16 protein-coding genes and 1 other RNA gene are annotated in these 16,394 nt (G+C 35.3%); 10 read left to right on the forward strand and 7 right to left on the reverse strand.

Features of this window, described 5'->3' with window-relative positions; genetic code table 11:
• Positions 1-132: 132 nt before the first annotated feature.
• Both RK01_RS01955 and RK01_RS01960 read left to right on the forward strand, forming a co-directional pair.
• A complete protein-coding gene (locus RK01_RS01955) occupies positions 133-693 on the forward strand; it encodes a TetR/AcrR family transcriptional regulator (RefSeq protein ID WP_016171625.1) in 561 nt (186 codons plus the stop codon).
• 214 nt (positions 694-907) lie between these two features.
• Positions 908-2,419, forward strand: coding sequence for an AcpB/EbpR/MafR family transcriptional regulator (locus tag RK01_RS01960; protein ID WP_016171626.1), 1,512 nt, complete (start codon positions 908-910; stop codon positions 2,417-2,419).
• A gap of 49 nt (positions 2,420-2,468) precedes the next feature.
• Here the strand turns inward: RK01_RS01960 and RK01_RS01965 are convergent, their stop codons facing one another.
• A complete protein-coding gene (locus RK01_RS01965; RefSeq protein WP_016171627.1) occupies positions 2,469-3,536 on the reverse strand; it encodes an endonuclease/exonuclease/phosphatase family protein in 1,068 nt (355 codons plus the stop codon).
• A gap of 134 nt (positions 3,537-3,670) precedes the next feature.
• Between RK01_RS01965 and RK01_RS01970 the strand changes: the two genes are divergently transcribed.
• Complete coding sequence (locus RK01_RS01970; RefSeq protein ID WP_034864595.1) at positions 3,671-4,141, forward strand: GAF domain-containing protein; 471 nt, start codon at positions 3,671-3,673, stop codon at positions 4,139-4,141.
• Between the two features lie 303 nt (positions 4,142-4,444).
• Entirely contained in the window at positions 4,445-4,672 is a 228-nt protein-coding gene (locus RK01_RS01975; protein ID WP_016171629.1) for a hypothetical protein, read from the forward strand.
• A 377-nt stretch (positions 4,673-5,049) separates the two neighbouring features.
• Here the strand turns inward: RK01_RS01975 and RK01_RS01980 are convergent, their stop codons facing one another.
• Complete coding sequence (locus tag RK01_RS01980) at positions 5,050-5,418, reverse strand: winged helix-turn-helix transcriptional regulator (protein ID WP_016171630.1); 369 nt, start codon at positions 5,416-5,418, stop codon at positions 5,050-5,052.
• 258 nt (positions 5,419-5,676) lie between these two features.
• Here RK01_RS01980 and RK01_RS01985 point away from each other — a divergent pair, with 258 nt between their 5' ends.
• Genes RK01_RS01985 through RK01_RS01995 form a run of 3 tightly spaced genes read left to right on the forward strand, consistent with a single transcriptional unit; the run spans position 5,677 to position 8,488 of the window.
• Positions 5,677-6,765, forward strand: a complete 1,089-nt coding sequence (locus RK01_RS01985) for an L-dopachrome tautomerase-related protein (protein ID WP_016171631.1) — start codon at positions 5,677-5,679, stop codon at positions 6,763-6,765.
• 12 nt (positions 6,766-6,777) lie between these two features.
• The gene (locus tag RK01_RS01990) at positions 6,778-7,434 is read left to right on the forward strand and encodes an NAD(P)H-dependent oxidoreductase (protein ID WP_016171632.1); all 657 of its coding nucleotides are present in this window, start codon (positions 6,778-6,780) and stop codon (positions 7,432-7,434) included.
• A 22-nt stretch (positions 7,435-7,456) separates the two neighbouring features.
• On the forward strand, positions 7,457-8,488 hold the full coding sequence (locus tag RK01_RS01995) for a zinc-binding alcohol dehydrogenase family protein (RefSeq protein WP_016171633.1): 1,032 nt from the start codon (positions 7,457-7,459) through the stop codon (positions 8,486-8,488).
• Positions 8,489-8,706: 218 nt separating this feature from the next.
• Here the strand turns inward: RK01_RS01995 and ssrA are convergent.
• Positions 8,707-9,070, reverse strand: a transfer-messenger RNA (tmRNA) gene (ssrA, locus tag RK01_RS13435).
• An 80-nt stretch (positions 9,071-9,150) separates the two neighbouring features.
• Positions 9,151-9,921: a Cof-type HAD-IIB family hydrolase gene (locus RK01_RS02000; RefSeq protein ID WP_016171634.1), complete on the reverse strand. Its 771-nt coding sequence runs from the start codon at positions 9,919-9,921 to the stop codon at positions 9,151-9,153.
• 289 nt (positions 9,922-10,210) lie between these two features.
• Between RK01_RS02000 and RK01_RS02005 the strand changes: the two genes are divergently transcribed.
• From RK01_RS02005 to RK01_RS02015, 3 genes are read left to right on the forward strand one after another with little or no spacing between them, the layout of a single operon-like run.
• Entirely contained in the window at positions 10,211-10,552 is a 342-nt protein-coding gene (locus RK01_RS02005) for an SdpI family protein (RefSeq protein WP_016171635.1), read from the forward strand.
• Positions 10,553-10,561: 9 nt separating this feature from the next.
• Complete coding sequence (locus RK01_RS02010) at positions 10,562-11,278, forward strand: response regulator transcription factor (RefSeq protein ID WP_016171636.1); 717 nt, start codon at positions 10,562-10,564, stop codon at positions 11,276-11,278.
• Entirely contained in the window at positions 11,278-12,738 is a 1,461-nt protein-coding gene (locus tag RK01_RS02015; RefSeq protein WP_016171637.1) for a sensor histidine kinase, read from the forward strand. The genes RK01_RS02010 and RK01_RS02015 overlap by 1 nt, the downstream gene beginning before the upstream one ends.
• Before the next feature lie 73 nt (positions 12,739-12,811).
• Here RK01_RS02015 and RK01_RS02020 read toward each other — a convergent pair whose 3' ends face one another.
• The 3 genes from RK01_RS02020 to RK01_RS02030 form a co-directional block, all read right to left on the reverse strand.
• Entirely contained in the window at positions 12,812-13,300 is a 489-nt protein-coding gene (locus RK01_RS02020) for a hypothetical protein (protein ID WP_016171638.1), read from the reverse strand.
• Between the two features lie 81 nt (positions 13,301-13,381).
• Positions 13,382-14,107, reverse strand: a complete 726-nt coding sequence (locus RK01_RS02025; protein WP_016171639.1) for an FtsX-like permease family protein — start codon at positions 14,105-14,107, stop codon at positions 13,382-13,384.
• A gap of 106 nt (positions 14,108-14,213) precedes the next feature.
• Entirely contained in the window at positions 14,214-16,325 is a 2,112-nt protein-coding gene (locus RK01_RS02030) for an LTA synthase family protein (RefSeq protein WP_016171640.1), read from the reverse strand.
• Positions 16,326-16,394 lie beyond the last annotated feature (69 nt).

The following is a 16,394-nucleotide window of genomic DNA, read 5'->3' on the forward strand; positions in this document are numbered from 1 at the left end:
TGAAGGGGTTTTTGTTAGGTATTTTGGAAATAAAACGGCCGTCTTTTTCTATTTTTTTACAGAGGTGTAAAAAAAATCAAAACTTTTATTTCATATAAATTGTTAAAATTTTATTAGATAAGGGGGAGTTATATGAGAAAAACAAAATTTACGAAAAAAATGATCCTAGATAAAGCCGCAAAATTTGTTCAGACATATGGCTTTGATGAACTGACGACCCGTAATTTGGCTGATTATATGAAAATGAGCACGCAACCAATTTATAAACAATTTGATTCAATCCGAGATCTTAAACAGGCGCTTGTAGCCAATTATTACGTAAAACTCCATCAAGACTTTCAAAAAGAGTTTCAAAATCCCAAAGTCTTAGCGGATTTTGCCCAACATTTTGTTATTTACAACCAGAAATGTTATGACTTATTTTTACATATCTTTTTTCATCCGAAAAAGAAAAATACAACTTGTACTGCTATTCAAGATATTTCACAACAATTTTTTTGCGAGCTGATTCAATCAGATCCCCAATTATGTCATCTGGAGGAAAAAGAACAAAGACAGCTCCAAGAGCAGTATTTTTTACTTCTTGTTGGTAGTGTGATGACCCATCGTCGTTTCTTGGAAGTGAAGCAAGAAAATAAATTAATGTTACAATTAAATAGTTTAGTAGAAAGTTTAACTTTAAGAGCCATTTAGTTGTTAAAAGCCTGATGAATCAAGTACCAAACCCAAATGAAAGTTACTTCCATTTTTGGTTTGGTGCCGTTCAATGGCTTTTTTTTGTTGGAATGGAAATCTCATAAATGGGGGTTCTTTTAATATTTGGATACAGGATGATTGAAAAATGATCGTATTTTGCTAATCTGAGATGAGAAAGTAAATAGAAATAAATATGGTCAGGGGCGATTTGATGAATTTGAGAACATTATTAAATAAAAGTATGTTACGACATTTACAATTGTTAGAATTACTCTATGCAAATAAACAAGGGCTACCGGCCGATCAGTTGATGAAAGAATTGCAATGTTCATTACCTGTTTTATTGAATGATATTCGTTTGGTTAATGAAGAACAAGACATTTCACAAATTGCGAAATATAAAGGCTTATACCAGCTTAAGATGCAAAAATCGGCGCCAATTAGTCGCTTATATTCTGAATTTTTACAACGTTCAGCTGAGTTTCAAATTTTTGAAGCATTGCTTTACGAGCAACATGAAAATATTACGGATTTAGCTAGCGAATTGTATTTGAGTGTTTCCAATACCCAACGTTACTTAAAGAAGATTCAAACTGTGCTAAAAGAAGCTGAAATTGAACTAAAACATCGTCCTTTACGATTAGAAGGTAAAGAAAGTGTGATTAGGCAGCTGTATTATCGCTATTTTTCTGAAAAGAACTTGCAAAGAGAAATTTGTTTGCCAACTATAGCTGAGAGTCATCAAAGCGTACTCATTGACTTTGTGAAAGCTTTTTTGGAAAAAAATAATTTTCCCGCTAAACACATTTTTATTCATCGTTTAGTTTATAATTTATACATTAGTTTATGGCGCATAAAGAATCATCATCATTTTTCAAAATGGCAATTACAAAATAATTTTATCCAGCTGCCTACAGATGAAGTTTTCTTTGAATGCCGAGATATCGTGAAGGAGACTTTTGGGGTGTCCTATGATATAAGAAACTGCCAAGATTCGCTTTGGCTTTTATACAGTGATAGTTTGATTTTTAGTGATAATCAATTGGAATATGCCTTAGCAAATAACGAACGGAGTAAAATACATTTTGATATTCATGAAGAACTCGTGAAACAATTGAATGACCTCTTTATCCGACCATTAACGCCAAAAGAGCAAGTGCAGCTTATTTGTACCTTGCAAAATTCTTCTTTTTTATATGCAACAGCAGGAACGTGTATCAATATTCTTCACTTAAATAAAGAAGATTTTGTTTTAGCAATGGCGAAAAGTTATCCATTAGGGGTTGCCAAAATTACAAAATTAGTAGAATCAGTTGCGACGCAATACTATTTTTATTTGGAAAAAGACTTTGTAATTGCTTATGTATATTGGTTATTAACCTCTGTACCGGATTGGATGGAACGCATAGCATTAGGTCAGCAGAAAATCAAAATTTTATTACTCTCCAGTCTATCGCCTACTGCTGAAAACTATTTGGCAATGCAAATAAAGAAAACAATATACGGTAGTTTTGAAATTATAGAAGGAAATCAAGAAGAAAAGGCTATTTGGGATAGTTTTGATGCTTATGATTTAATTTTAACTACCGAAGATTTAAAAATGAGTAATGCAATACCGGTGCTTCATATTGATTCTTATTTGTCTTGGCAAAATACATTTTTGATTCAAGAAAAAGTGAGTGAACTAATTGAAAAAAAGGAAGTCAACAGTTCGATGTCTTAAAATCAAAGAAAAAGCGTGAAGTTCTTATTGAATTTCACGCTTTTTTTGCTTATTCTAATTGAAAATCTAAGGTAACAGGATTGTGATCGGAATAGTCAAATCCTGTGTCTACTACAGCTACTTTTTTGACCGCAATATTATCTGATACGATAAAGCCATCTATTAAAGTGACAAAGGTTTTTCCTTTTTGATAAGCTTCATTTAAGTTTCGTGCAGAAGGAATTTTAGCAGTTGCTAAATTTTCTGTAGGAATATGAAATCCTGATGGTAATTGATTTTTGGGAAAAGGATGTGTCCAAGTTAAAGGTTCTTTGCTCGTACCAAAAACAAACGGTGCATTTCCTAAAATATCATGATTAAAGTCTCCTGCAACTAAAACGTAGTTGTCTTTTTGGTATTCCTTGCTTAAAAAATCCGTTAGTTTTTTTAATTGTGCCGTTTGAACAGCCTTATTTTTGGTATAAGCTGAGAGATGGATATTAATCACCACCAAATCTTTGCCGTTTTTAACCGGTGTTCTTGCGACTGTAAAGGCGCGATCATAATCAAGAATTTTGGTCACACCGCTATCAATAGGCAGTTGATAACGTTTAACGCTGGTTAAAGAGCTCTTACTTAATGTCACTAACCCAGATTTTGTTTTCCCAATGGGCTTAGTGAAAGGATAAAAGAGATAGGGAGAGTCATAATTTACGCCATAAACCGAATTATAATTCCCAAATTTTTGTTGTAAAAAACTCACTTCATTGACATGATAGGAGCGATCTCCATTTTCATCAACTTCTTGATAGAAAATCAAATCAGGGTTTTGACTTTTTACTGTTTTAGTTATCCCACCCAGATTGCGATATACAATCCCTTTACTATCAGCCCGCGACTGGGTACCACCATCCATGAAAAAACTATATGTTGGGGGATAAGAAGCATAACCAATATTGTATGTTAAAGCCCGATACTGCTTACCAGTTTCTAATTTACCGACCTGTTGTGTTTTAACCGCCAAATTTTGATTATCAGGGAGACGATGATAACTTAAAAATACATACCCCAAGTAACCCACTATGACGAAAAGAAAAATGCTAATGAGTGCTAAAAATATTTTAATCCATTTTTTCATGTACATACCTCCTAGCTTATCCTACACAAAATTTTGAAAACTGTCACAAATTGCGTTTGCTAAAATTTTTGTAATTCTTCTCATTTTATAGCAGCATTTCATAACAGTTTGGAGTATAATCCCACCAAGAGGTGATGCGTGTGGCTTTTACAAAAGAAGAAAAAACAGCTGCTTATGAATTATTATTGTTACAACAAAAAGGATTACTTGAAATTGAAGATGACTTACTTGCAAATTTGGCGAACTCATCAGCACTATTAAAAGAAACATTTCCCGATACTGTCTTTTCTGGCTACTATCTTTTTAAAGAAAATCAGTTAATTTTAGGGCCTTTTCAAGGACGTGTTTCTTGTACCCGTATCCAAATGGGTAAAGGAGTTTGTGGGGAAAGCGCCCAAAGACGTCAAACTGTGATTGTCGGCAATGTCAAAGAGTATGAAAATTATATTTCTTGTGACTCAGCAGCAATGTCAGAAATTGTTGTACCCTTAGTAAAGAATGACGAATTAATTGGTGTTCTAGATTTAGATAGTAGTAAAACAGATAGTTATGATGAAATTGATCAAAAATTTTTAGAAGAATATGCGCAATTACTAATGAAATAAACCTGTGCTGACAAAATGTCAGCACTTTTTTTGTAGGTAAAGAAATTGATGTTTTCTACAGAGGATAGAATCGATATATCAATGTCATTAGTATTTAGTCTGCCAATAAACTCTCTATAGCCATAAGCGGAAATTTTGATAATTTAGAAGAGCAATTTATTAAAATTTTATCGTCTTACTTGAAAGCTGCTCGAGTCGTTCAGCTTTTTTTTGATTTTTTGTTAAAAATACTTGGCAACAACATTAAATAATGATATATTTATATTACAAAATAATTAAAAAACGGTTATAAAAGGAGTCGCGATGAATAAAGATAATATTAATTTAGGACACGTATACGAATGCAAACCAGTGGGGTTACAACGTCGGGTGATTGGCGAAGTTGTGAAAAAGTTAGAAAATTGTTTGGTATTAAGCGTTGAAAAATATGATTTGGTTGATCATGATGAAATTCAAGAACGCTTTGGAAAAGTAGTTGTGAAATATTCAGAAGTATATGGAAAAGCAGAAGTAGAATGTTTCTTTAGTTAAGAGGTAAAAGATTTTTAGAAAAAACAGGAATCTAAAAATCAAAAATGCTTCAAAAAGTAGCTGGTAAATTGCCGCTGCTTTTTGAAGCATTTTCTATTTCAAGATAATAGCGCATAAAGCCAGTTAAAAGGTGCAAAAAATAGTTTTTCCAAAGCGAAAACCTCCTTTGTCAAATTTTAACATGAGCGGCTATTACATGATGATGAACTTTTTTTACAGTTTGAGGAGATTTAAGACAAAAATGACAAAAAAATAACAGCCAAAAAAATATCGAAAAATCGATAGAAAAAATTAAAAAAAGGGATTAATTAAAATGAAGTGTACAAGCTGGGACTAGTTTTTGTTTAGACTACTATGGAATAAAAACAGGAAAGCTTCTACTTATTAAGCAGGTTCTCTTCTTCTAACTGCCCTTTATTTAACTGATTATAATGGTCTCCCCATTGCTGCAACATAGAGATGATCGGTTTTAAAGATTCACCGTATTCGGTAATGCGATATGAGACCATCAGTGGCTTTTCTTGAATAACTTGACGGACAATCAAGCCATCGTTTTCCAAATCTTTTAATTGCAATGAAAGCATTCTCCGTGTAATGCCCGGAATCTTTTTTTGCAATTCATTGTAACGGTAATCCCCACCATAAATCATATGATACAACAAAACACTTTTCCATCTTCCCGAAATTAGCTGCAGGGTTGACTCAACAGAGCAACCTTCGACACAGTTATAAATTTTGCGTTGCATTCTTATCCTCCTTTAGAAAAACGAGTATTTTTTATATCACCTTTTTTATCACAATCAAATATATGCGTCTATTATTTTAACTTCTAAAATTGCAATTAAGTGATAATTCAAAATTTGAGGTATAAAAAAATTCCCTAATTTACATTTATCATCCTTGGTTTTATGATGGCTGTACAAATGAGAACTTGTCAAGTTTCAAATCAGATTACTTACTAATAAGGATTCTATTAGGTGCTAAATGAAAGGAAGAGGATTATGATGGAGATAGCGAAAGAAAAAAATTGGGGTCAATTAGAACAAGTACACGCATTTTATGAAGAAATGCCTACTGGTGTGAGTGTGAGTGAGGAAGGAAGAGTTTTTATCAATTTTCCTGAATGGGGCGATAATGTTCAAGCTACCGTTGTAGAAATTGTTGATGGTCAGTTGCTTGCTTATCCTAGTAAAGAAGCCAATACCTTTGATGCAACAAAACCCGAAAAAAGTTTTTTGAGTGTTCAAAGTATTGTGGCTGATGGACAAGGAACTTTATGGGTTCTAGATACAGCGGCACCAAATTTTGAGGTACCGATTGAAGGTGCTGCGAAGTTGGTAGCGGTGGATTTAGCTAGCAACACTATTCGACGTGTTTATACCTTTTCGCAGGACGTAGTATTGGATTCGACTTATTTAAATGACGTACGTATTGATCTTCGTCGTGGCAAAGAAGGCGTGGCTTATATTACCGATTCTTCCATTACAGGACCCGGTGCCATCATCGTGGTTGAGTTGGATACTGGGAACGCCTTTCGAATATTAGATGGAACACCTTCAACGGCTGTGGATTCTAATTTTATTCCAAAAGTTGAAGGGGAAATTTTGATGAACCGTACAAAAGATGGGAAAACCGCCCCATGGCAAGTCGCGGCTGACGGAATTGCATTATCACCTGATGGCGACGTACTTTATTATAGTCCGCTGTCAAGTCGTCATCTTTATTCCATCAAAACAGATCTTATTTTTGATCCTTTAGTAGCAGATGAAGCACTAGAATCTTATGTTAAAGATTGGGGAGAAAAAGGGGCTTCTGATGGAATGATTACAGCAATCGATGGTACGATTTATGCTGGAGATTATGAAAATAACAGCATTCGAGCAATTTATCCGGACGGTACTATGGAGACTATCGCTCATGATTCACGGATATTATGGCCCGACACACTTTCAATCAGTCCAGATGAGTATCTGTATTTTACTAGCAATCAATTGCAACGCCAAGCCGGTTTTCACTACGGGAAAGATTTACGTGAAAAACCCTATAGTCTATTTCGAATTTTTATTGGAAAAAAGCCTGCTAAATCGAAATAAGGAGTGAATTGTATGAATAAAAGAGAAGAAATTTTAAATGTTCACAGACGCCGTTTTGCTACAAAAGTATTTGATAAAACGAAGAAAATCAGTAAAGAAGACTGGGCAACAATCATTGAAGCAGGGCGTCTCTCGCCTAGTTCATTTGGCTATGAACCCTGGAAATTTCTCTTAGTTAATAAGCAACAAGTAAAAGACGAACTGCAAGATATTGCTTGGGGAGCGCGCAATAGCTTAAACGGCGCAAGCCATTTTTTAATCGTCCTCGCGCGAAAGAATCTAACAGGCGATAGTTTACATGTTAAACATATGGTAGAAGAGGTGTTCGAAGTGCCTTATGCAGCAGATTCTCCTCAAACAATCTTCTTCAATAATTTTCAAAAAAATGATTTTGATTTAACTTCAGAGGGGGCATTGTTTGACTGGGCGTCTAAGCAAACTTACATTGCATTAGCCAACATGATGACCACGGCAGCCTATTTAAATATCGATAGTTGCCCAATTGAAGGTTTTAATAAAAAAGCGGTAGATCAGTATTTAGCAGAAAATGGATATGTCAATCCAGCAGAATTTGGTGTTTCTTATATGGTAGGCTTTGGCTATAAAGACCAGGAAATTCCAAAGAAAAAACGCCAACAATTAAGGGATATATATGATGTAATTCAATAATATACTTAGGAGGTTGATGAAAATGTCTGAAACAAGAATGATGCACGCAATTGGTTTTTTTGAAGGATTACCAATTGAAGATCCCAAAAGTTTTCTTGATGTCAAAGAAGTAGTTCCTACAGCAGTTGGAAGAGATTTATTAGTTAATGTGCAGGCGCTATCTGTCAATCCTGTCGATACAAAATTGCGGCAAACCGCACCCAAAAGCAATGCGCTTCGGGTGTTGGGGTTTGATGCTGTGGGTGAGGTAATTGCTGTGGGCCATGAAGTAAAGAATTTTAAAATAGGGGATCGGGTCTTTTATGCTGGCACAACGACACGACACGGTAGTAATCAAGAATATCAACTTGTAGATGAACGGATTGTCGCTTTAGCCCCTCAAAATTTGACGAAAGAAGAAGCGGCTTCATTACCATTAACCTCTTTGACTGCTTATGAATTGCTTTTTGATAAATTTAATATTATGCCTCACAAAGACTCTGTCAAGGGAAAGTCTATTTTGGTAATTAACGGTGCTGGCGGAGTAGGTTCTATTTTAAATCAACTAGCAAAATGGGTAGGCTTAGAAGTTTATGCCACTTCAAATCCTAAAAATTTTGATTGGTTGAAAAAAGTTGGTGTTGATTATCCTCTTGATTATCATCATGAACTTAAAAGTCAACTCAAAGAAATCGGAACTGTCACTTTTGACTATATTGCTGTTTTGTTCGACATCACGAAGTATTTGGAGATTATTAAACCGCTGGTCAAACCTTTTGGTCATGTCGGCACGATTGTAGGAATCAACGAATCTTTGGACCTAGCGGAGTGGAAAAACAAATCCGTTTCATTTGACTGGGAGTATATGTTTGCTAAAACTGACTTTGGCTATGAAATTGACTCACAAGGGGCGGCTTTAGAAACTATTGCAAAACTAGCAGATGAAAAAGTTGTGATTCCTACTGTTAGCAAAATTTATGATACCGGCATTAATGCCGAAAATTTAAAGCTGGCCACAAAGGATGTTGAAACAGGTCATATGTTAGGAAAAGTTGTTGTAAGCGGGGATTTTTGATATAAATGGATCTGCAATTTACTAAGGTCTTGTTAAAAATCCACTACAAAGAAAAGGCTAGTAAAAACTAGCTTTCCTTTTTTCTTATTAAAGGTTAAAGAAAGTCAAAGAAGTTTTTCTAAACAACAGGAAGATACGTCGTAAAAAGTAATGGACAAAAAAAGACTGAAATCATTTTAAATGATTTCAGTCTTTTTTTTTAAAATTATCGATAAAGATAATGGAGACGGCGGGAGTCGAACCCGCGTCCAAACACATCGCCACCCAAAAGACTACGCTCATAGTCCGCTCTTTTGAAATTCGCTAGGTAAAACGCCGAGGGACAGGCTTTTTACTTTGCTAGTCTGATAATCTCTTCTAAATTTTACAGACGGAAAAACTTAGCGTATCCCACTAAATTTGAGACCCTTACCCGAGCACATGGGTGATGCCGGGAGGATCTACGCTAACTGTTTTTAGGCAGCTAAAGCGTAAGAGTTTTCGTTTTTAGCAGTTATATTTAACTGTAACGTTTTAACGTAGTCGTAACCTACGAAGCGCCATTCAAGCTCGAACTATGCCTGTCGAATCCGTAACGTCCCCGTTATATAGGGCATTACAGCAAAAATAATTATAACATGAAAGCCAGACGATGAAAAGTCTGGCTTTCATGTTATAATTACTTAGATTAAGTCAAAGTGCTTCAAAGCATGAACAATTCCACCGTCAGTATTACTTTTTGTAATAAAATCCGCTTGCTCTTTTAGTAATGAGACACCATTTCCCATCGCAATTTTGATATCGCAAGCTTCAAAAAGCGCTACATCATTTGGGCCATCCCCAAAAGCGTAGGAGGGGATATTGGTTAATTGGAGTTTTTCTTGTAATAGTTTCACCGCATTTCCTTTTGAAACCGTCTTTTTCACGGTATCAAGTGAAAAAGGGGTGTTGCGATAAAAATTTAACTGAGGAAAACGGGAGGTATAATATTCATCATTATTTTGTCCTAAAATTAAGAGCATATTGACTGGTTTTGTCAAGTAGCCGTCTGGATTAAGGGGCGGGACAGGGGTGTGAATAAAATTATATGCTCCTAATAAAAAATCATTATGTTCATTACACCAAATTTCTCTTTCATTATAAAAAGAAATAGCATCGTCATTTGTTTTTGCTGCTTCATAAACCTCTTTAATTAATGCTTTATCGTATAAATCTGAATAGATAACGTCGCCTGCAACACGGATAAAAGCACCATTCATAATGATATCACTGTCAATATTAGCTTCTTTCATAATGGCAGCAACTTCAACTTCTGTGCGTCCAGTGGCTATAACAGGTAAGATATTATTTGCTTTTAATTGCGTCATAGCTTGGGCAATTTCTGGGCGTACTTGAGATTTATCATCTAGCAGTGTGCCGTCTAAATCAAAAAAAGCGGTTGCTTTATAAGTCATACATCATTCTCCTTTTTATGTGTTCACATCACTACTGTAGCAAATTAATCATAGGCTGACTAGTAATTTTAATTGAAAAATCGCAGTGAACAAGACTTAAATTTTGGTTGTCACAAATTTCTATTGTTCTTATAAGTAAAAGGACTGCTTTTGGAATAGATAGGAAGAAGTTTTCATATCTTTTCTTAACAAAGGGTGAAAAAACCGGCAAGCTTACTTGAAGAAAATGTGAAGTTGTTGGTCTTGCTTATCAATTTCAGTTATACTATGGGCAAGGAGTGAAGCAGTTGTGATTTTCTTATACGTGGGTATTATTATGTTGGTTATTGGCTTTTGTTTCTTTTTATTTCCGGCTAAAAAACCGAATCTAATTTATGGTTACCCCTCTGTTTTAGCAAAAAAAAGCGGCGAACATTGGCGCTATGCTCAAAAAGTAAATAGCCTTTTTTTATTAGCTGTCGGTTTATTGTGTACGTTGATTGGATTTTGGCTAAAAGAAACGGGTAATACGAACTATTTTATTGCGGAAATGCTTTTAATTCCATTTCCGATTATTGGAGTTTTTGCTGGAACAGAAGAATTATTACAGCGATTTGATCGCCGCCACGCACCAAAAGAAACAGAAAGGTAGGGGACAAAAATGAATATTTTGATGATTGAAGATAATGAAGCTGTATCAGAAATGATGCAGATGTTCTTTTTAAACGAAGGCTGGGAAGCAACATTTCAATACGATGGTCAAGAAGGATTGGATGCTTTTTTGGCAGAACCCGAACACTGGGATATGATTACGTTAGATTTGAATTTACCTGGTTTAGATGGTATGGCAGTGGCACGGGAGATTCGTAAAATCTCCAAGACAGTACCAATCATTATGCTAACTGCTAGAGATTCAGAAAGTGATCAGGTGATTGGTTTGGAAATGGGGGCAGATGATTACGTTACCAAACCGTTTAGTCCTTTAACCTTGATTGCTCGCATGAAAGCCTTGCATCGCCGCAGTGAGTTAGTGGAAAATGTGGCAACAGAAAAAGAAGACGATGAAAGCTTTGATATTGTCACCAAACATTTCAAAATGAATACAAAAACGCGGGAGGCTTACTTAGACGATACTTTAATTGATGGTTTAACCCCTAAAGAATTTGATTTGCTCTATACATTGGCAAAAAAACCACGGCAAGTTTTTTCTCGCGAACAGTTGTTAGAATTAGTCTGGGATTATCAGTACTTTGGGGATGAACGCACAGTGGATGCACATATAAAAAAATTACGGCAAAAAATTGAAAAAGTAGGACCACAAGTTATCCAAACGGTCTGGGGTGTCGGTTACAAATTTGATGATTCCGGGGTGGCCTAATGCGCTATCTTTATCAGCAGTTAATGGCTTTTTGGGTTGTCATTGCCGTAATTTTGTTAATTGTTGGTATTTCTTTTACCCAACTGACTAAACAAACGATGGAAGATAACAATTATCGGCAATTATTTGGTTATGCCGAATCGGTAGCAAAAACAGCACAAAACTATGCTGAATTACCTAATGCTGGTGCTACAACACCAGATGACAGTTTGCATAATTCCCTGATGTTTACTGAACTTGCCTTAAATCAACAAGATGTTAATTTTGTTTTTATCAATAAAAGTGGAAAGTCTACTTATCCCAATAATGCCAACGTTCATTTTTCGATTACTGAAAGCCAGTGGACGGCTTTAAAGGCGGGAGAACGGCAGAAAAAAACTTCTGATACCAATGTATTTGGTGAAAAAGAAGTGACCTCGTATGCTATGGTGCCTTTCAATTTGGAAGGTGAATTCTATGGGGCATTAATTGTTACACAGCCGGCAAAAAACATTTCAGATAGTGTGAATGCAGTCACATTGAACTTGTTTAAAGGCTTCATTATTTCTAGTGTGATTGCCTTAATTATCAGTTACTTTTATGCCAGCATGCAGGTACGACGTATTAATCGAATGAAAAAAGCTACCAAAGAAATTGCCAATGGAAATTTCGATGTGCAATTACCTGTGCACGACAAAGATGAATTTGATGAGTTAGCCGACGATTTCAATAAAATGACGGTTTCATTAAAAGAATCCCAAGAGGAAATTGAAAGACAAGAAGAGCGTCGTAAACAGTTTATGGCAGATGCTTCGCACGAAATGCGGACACCGTTAACGACAATTAATGGTTTACTTGAGGGTTTGGAATACAACGCCATTCCTGAAAATCAAAAAGAAAATGCCGTTCGCTTAATGAAAAATGAAACGGAACGATTAATTCGTTTAGTAAATGAAAATCTGGATTACGAAAAAATCCGTACCAATCAAATTTCGATTGTAGTTAAAAAATTCAATGGTACAGAGGCATTAAAAAATATTTTAACCCAGTTAGATGCAAAAGCAGAAGCCGCTGGTGATACGTTACATTTTGATGTTACGGAGCCAATTGAAGTCTATGCAGATTACGATCGTTTTGTGCAAATCGTTGTAAATATCATCCAAAATGCCATTCAGTTTACCCAAGATGGGGATATTTACGTTAATTTGAAAAAAGGATATTTAGAAACTATCGTGGAGATCAAAGATACAGGAATTGGCATGAGTCCAGAACAACAGCGTAATATTTGGGACCGTTATTACAAGGCTGATCCTTCCCGTAAAAATCGCAAATTTGGGGAATCAGGACTAGGGTTACCGATTGTGCAGCAATTGGTTCGTCTGCACAAAGGTTCCATTAAAGTTGATAGTCAATTAAATGAAGGAACAAAATTTATCATTACTTTTCCGGATGTTGAAATACCAGATGAAGCAAAAGAATAAACCAGGAGCAAATCCCTCATTGTACAATGAGGGATTTGCTCCTGGTTTTTAGTTGTGCTTAAAAATATTCCAACTATAAATCAACTTGTTTCAAATTATCAACTAAGGTTTCATCAGTGGTTAAAAGATAAATCACCAAGTCTTCTTTTTCAATTAAATCTTGAAAAAGACTAAAGAGTTGTTGGCGTTCGGGAATACTTAATGCTGAGATAATATCTTCAAAGCAGAGGATTTTATTGTGTGCCAATAAAGCGCGAAAAAGTTGTAATTGGATTAATTCCACACTCGTTAAATTATCTAATTCTTTATTTAATAGAATATCTGTGATGGCTAATTCTTTTGCCAAGGGAAGATCTGTAATTTTTTGTTTATAAAACTTATTGGAAAAACCCATCAAAAGATTGTCAGTTAGTGAAAGATAAGGAATAAAATCCGGGGTTAGACTGATTTTACCCACATCAGCTGTCAGACGTTGTAATTCCCGCTGGAAATTTTGTTGTGCTTGTGCTAATGTCTCGCCGTAAAAAACTTTAAAATGCTGCTGTGCGATAATTTTTTCCATAAAAACACTTCCTTTCCCATAAATGAGCTTTAAAACTAGTTAAAAAGTAACTTGTTTCAAAAAATAATTAAAAAATTTGATTTAGTGTTTGAGACTTAAGCGAAATTTTGCCCACAAAGCCCCAAGTGGTATACCAATTCCGAAATTAAGTAATAACAAGACGATGGTCTGCCAAGCTGTTTTACTGAAAACACTAAGCCAATCACGACTACTAATAAAAACAGAACGAATCAATAGGGGATAATTTTTGGGTAAACGAATCCCAAATTGTGTTCCCTCATCTAAATTCGCTAAATCATTGGCACGAATGATCTGTGCCGCATGGGAATGGACATTTTCACAAACACGTTGGACAAAGGGTTGGAAAATAAGCACCAAACAAGTTAGTAAGCCTATTACTAAAAGAGCAGGTAAAATAAACTCATAAATAATTTGTAATGCTACATGTAAGTGCGAACGCCCTGAAGCAACAAATGTTTGTAATTCCCGCTGACGCTTTTGAAACGTGTGTCCAGAAAATAGAAAAGTGAAAAGAGTTAACAATGTTAAGATAACGAGCATGAAAAATAAATAAATATTTTTCATTTGCGTAAAGAAAAGGTGTAATGGTGTAACCCATTGCTTATTTTCACTAACGGGATTACTCGCCAACATATCTTGTAACCCATGATAAACTACTTGAGCTGAGTTCACTAAGCACAGCGCAAAAAATATACCGATAGTCAAAATGACGAGTGCAATAAAGTAAGGAAGATATATTTTTTTATGATAGCGTAAACTGGCAACTGCATAATGAACTGTCCGCATCTTTTTCACCTCATAGAAATTATACGAGGTGAGTTTGAACAAAGTATGAAGTTGTTTTTGCAAAAAAAAGAAGTTCCGGTTAAAAACCGGAACTTCAGCTTAAGATTTATTTATGGCCTTCAGCTTCATATTGCTTATAGGTTTTCGTTTGGTATAAATCTTGTGTTGATTTATCACCATGTTCGGAATAAATGCTTGTAGATTTATTGCCTAATTTACTTTCTTGTTTGCCTAATTGATCCAGTCCATTTTTATAACTGAATTTTTCGGGATCTAACTCTTTCAAATTGCTGCCAGTGTAAAAGCGCAACAGGTCTCCATTGTTGATTTGATCAGAAGTAGCAAGCTGTTTGCTGACTTCTTCTTTCCATTTTGTGACCTGTGTTTTTAATTGTTCATCTGGGGCAGTAATAGCTTGACCTGTTGCATTATCATAAAGTGTACCGCCATAATAAGTGTATTTATCTGTAACAAAATCGCCATCACGGAATGACACGAGCTGCTCATGCTGTTTAGAGAACAAATCTTGTCCTAACTGAATGTAATTTTTCGTATCTACGCCCAACAAATGTAACAATGTCGGTAGGGCATCAACTTGGCCGCCATAGGTTTGATTAATGCCACCTTTTGATTGGCCTGGAACGTGAATCATATAAGGGACACGTTGCATTTGCGCATCGTCGTAACCTGTCCAAGTTTCTTTGTCTTTACCTAAAAGTTCAGCTAAGTTTTTATTGCGGGAAGTAGAAATACCATAGTGGTCACCATACAATACGATAACAGAATTATCATATAAACCACTTGCCTTCAAATAATTAAAGAATTCCTCTACGGCCCGATCTAAATAGTTGGCAGTAGCAAAATAACCATTAATAGTTTCATCATTTGTATCAGCCATTGGAAAACCAGCTTCATCATTGGTAAATTGTGAATATGGGAAGTGGTTTGAAACAGCGATAAATTTAGAATAAAACGGTTGTTGCAATTGTTCCAAGTATTTGACAGACTGTTCAAAAAATGGTTTATCATGTAAACCATATTGGAAAGAGTTGCTGTCATTGACATCATAGTAAGAGGCATCAAAGAAATTTTGATATCCCCAACGTTTATAGGTTTCATTACGGTTCCAAAAAGTTCCTGCATTTCCGTGGAAGACGGCACTAGAGTAACCTTGCGTTTGATTTAAAATATTTGGTGCTGATTGGAATGTATTTTTACCACCTAATTGTGTCATCAAAGCACCTTGGTTCAAGCCGAATAAAGAGTTATCCATTAAAGTTTCTGCATCAGATGTCTTACCGGCTTTAACTTGATGGAAGAAATTATCAAAACTAAACGTACTCTTACTGTGATAAAGGCTGTTGATGAAAGGCATAACTTCATGTTCTTTTCCTTCAGCATCCTTTAACTTGTAGTCAATTAAAAATTGTTGCGTACTTTCTAAATGAATGTAAATGACATTTTTACCCTTTGCCATACCAAAATATTCACTATTTGGTGCGGCATAATGACTTTTTACGTAACTTTCGGCTTCTTTCATATCATTGGCACTGGCTTGTGCTCTGACTTGTGAAGCTTGATAGGTTTGTACGCCATCGTAAACAGTGAAGGCATTGATCCCTAAGTATTTGACTAAATAGTCGCGAGAAAAAGTTCGCGTTAATAATTCTGGTCGATCAACTTCAGCTAAGAATAAGTTACCAGAGAAGATCATCACAGATAAAGTCGAAATAGCAAAGGCCATTCGTGCGCGAACTGGACGTTCTTCCATTTTGATTTTTTTGGTAAAAAGTAAGGCCACAATGACAACAATATCAACAAAATAGAGTAAGTCATAAGGGCGGAACAAGCGGATTGCACTTTCGCCTAAGCCGCTTGCAACTTTACCAGCGCCAAGCATAGTATTAATTGTAATAAAGTCGGTAAATTCACGATAGTAAGAGACGTTAGAAAAAAGTAATAACGACATCAAAAAGTAAATTACCATCATGGTTATATAAGAAGCTTTTGTGCGTCTCACGTATAATGCAATGGACAACAAGAATAATGTTGTTGCGATTGGATTAATAAATAAAATGAAGTATTGACGCAGACTTTCAATGCCTAAGTTGAAATCAACAAAATAGGCAAAAATGTTTTTGGCCCAAAAAAGAACGGCTAATAATGCAAAGAAGCCCAGCCGTTTATTTAAGAAAGCGGGAGTTTTAATATTTTTCACTGTTTTATCCTTCCTTTTCCAAGTCTGCTTTTGCAAGCTGTAATGAAAAAATGAAAATGTACACTGTTT

The organism is Enterococcus dispar ATCC 51266 (assembly GCF_000406945.1).
In the GTDB taxonomy this organism is placed as follows: Bacteria; Bacillota; Bacilli; order Lactobacillales; family Enterococcaceae; genus Enterococcus_C; species Enterococcus_C dispar.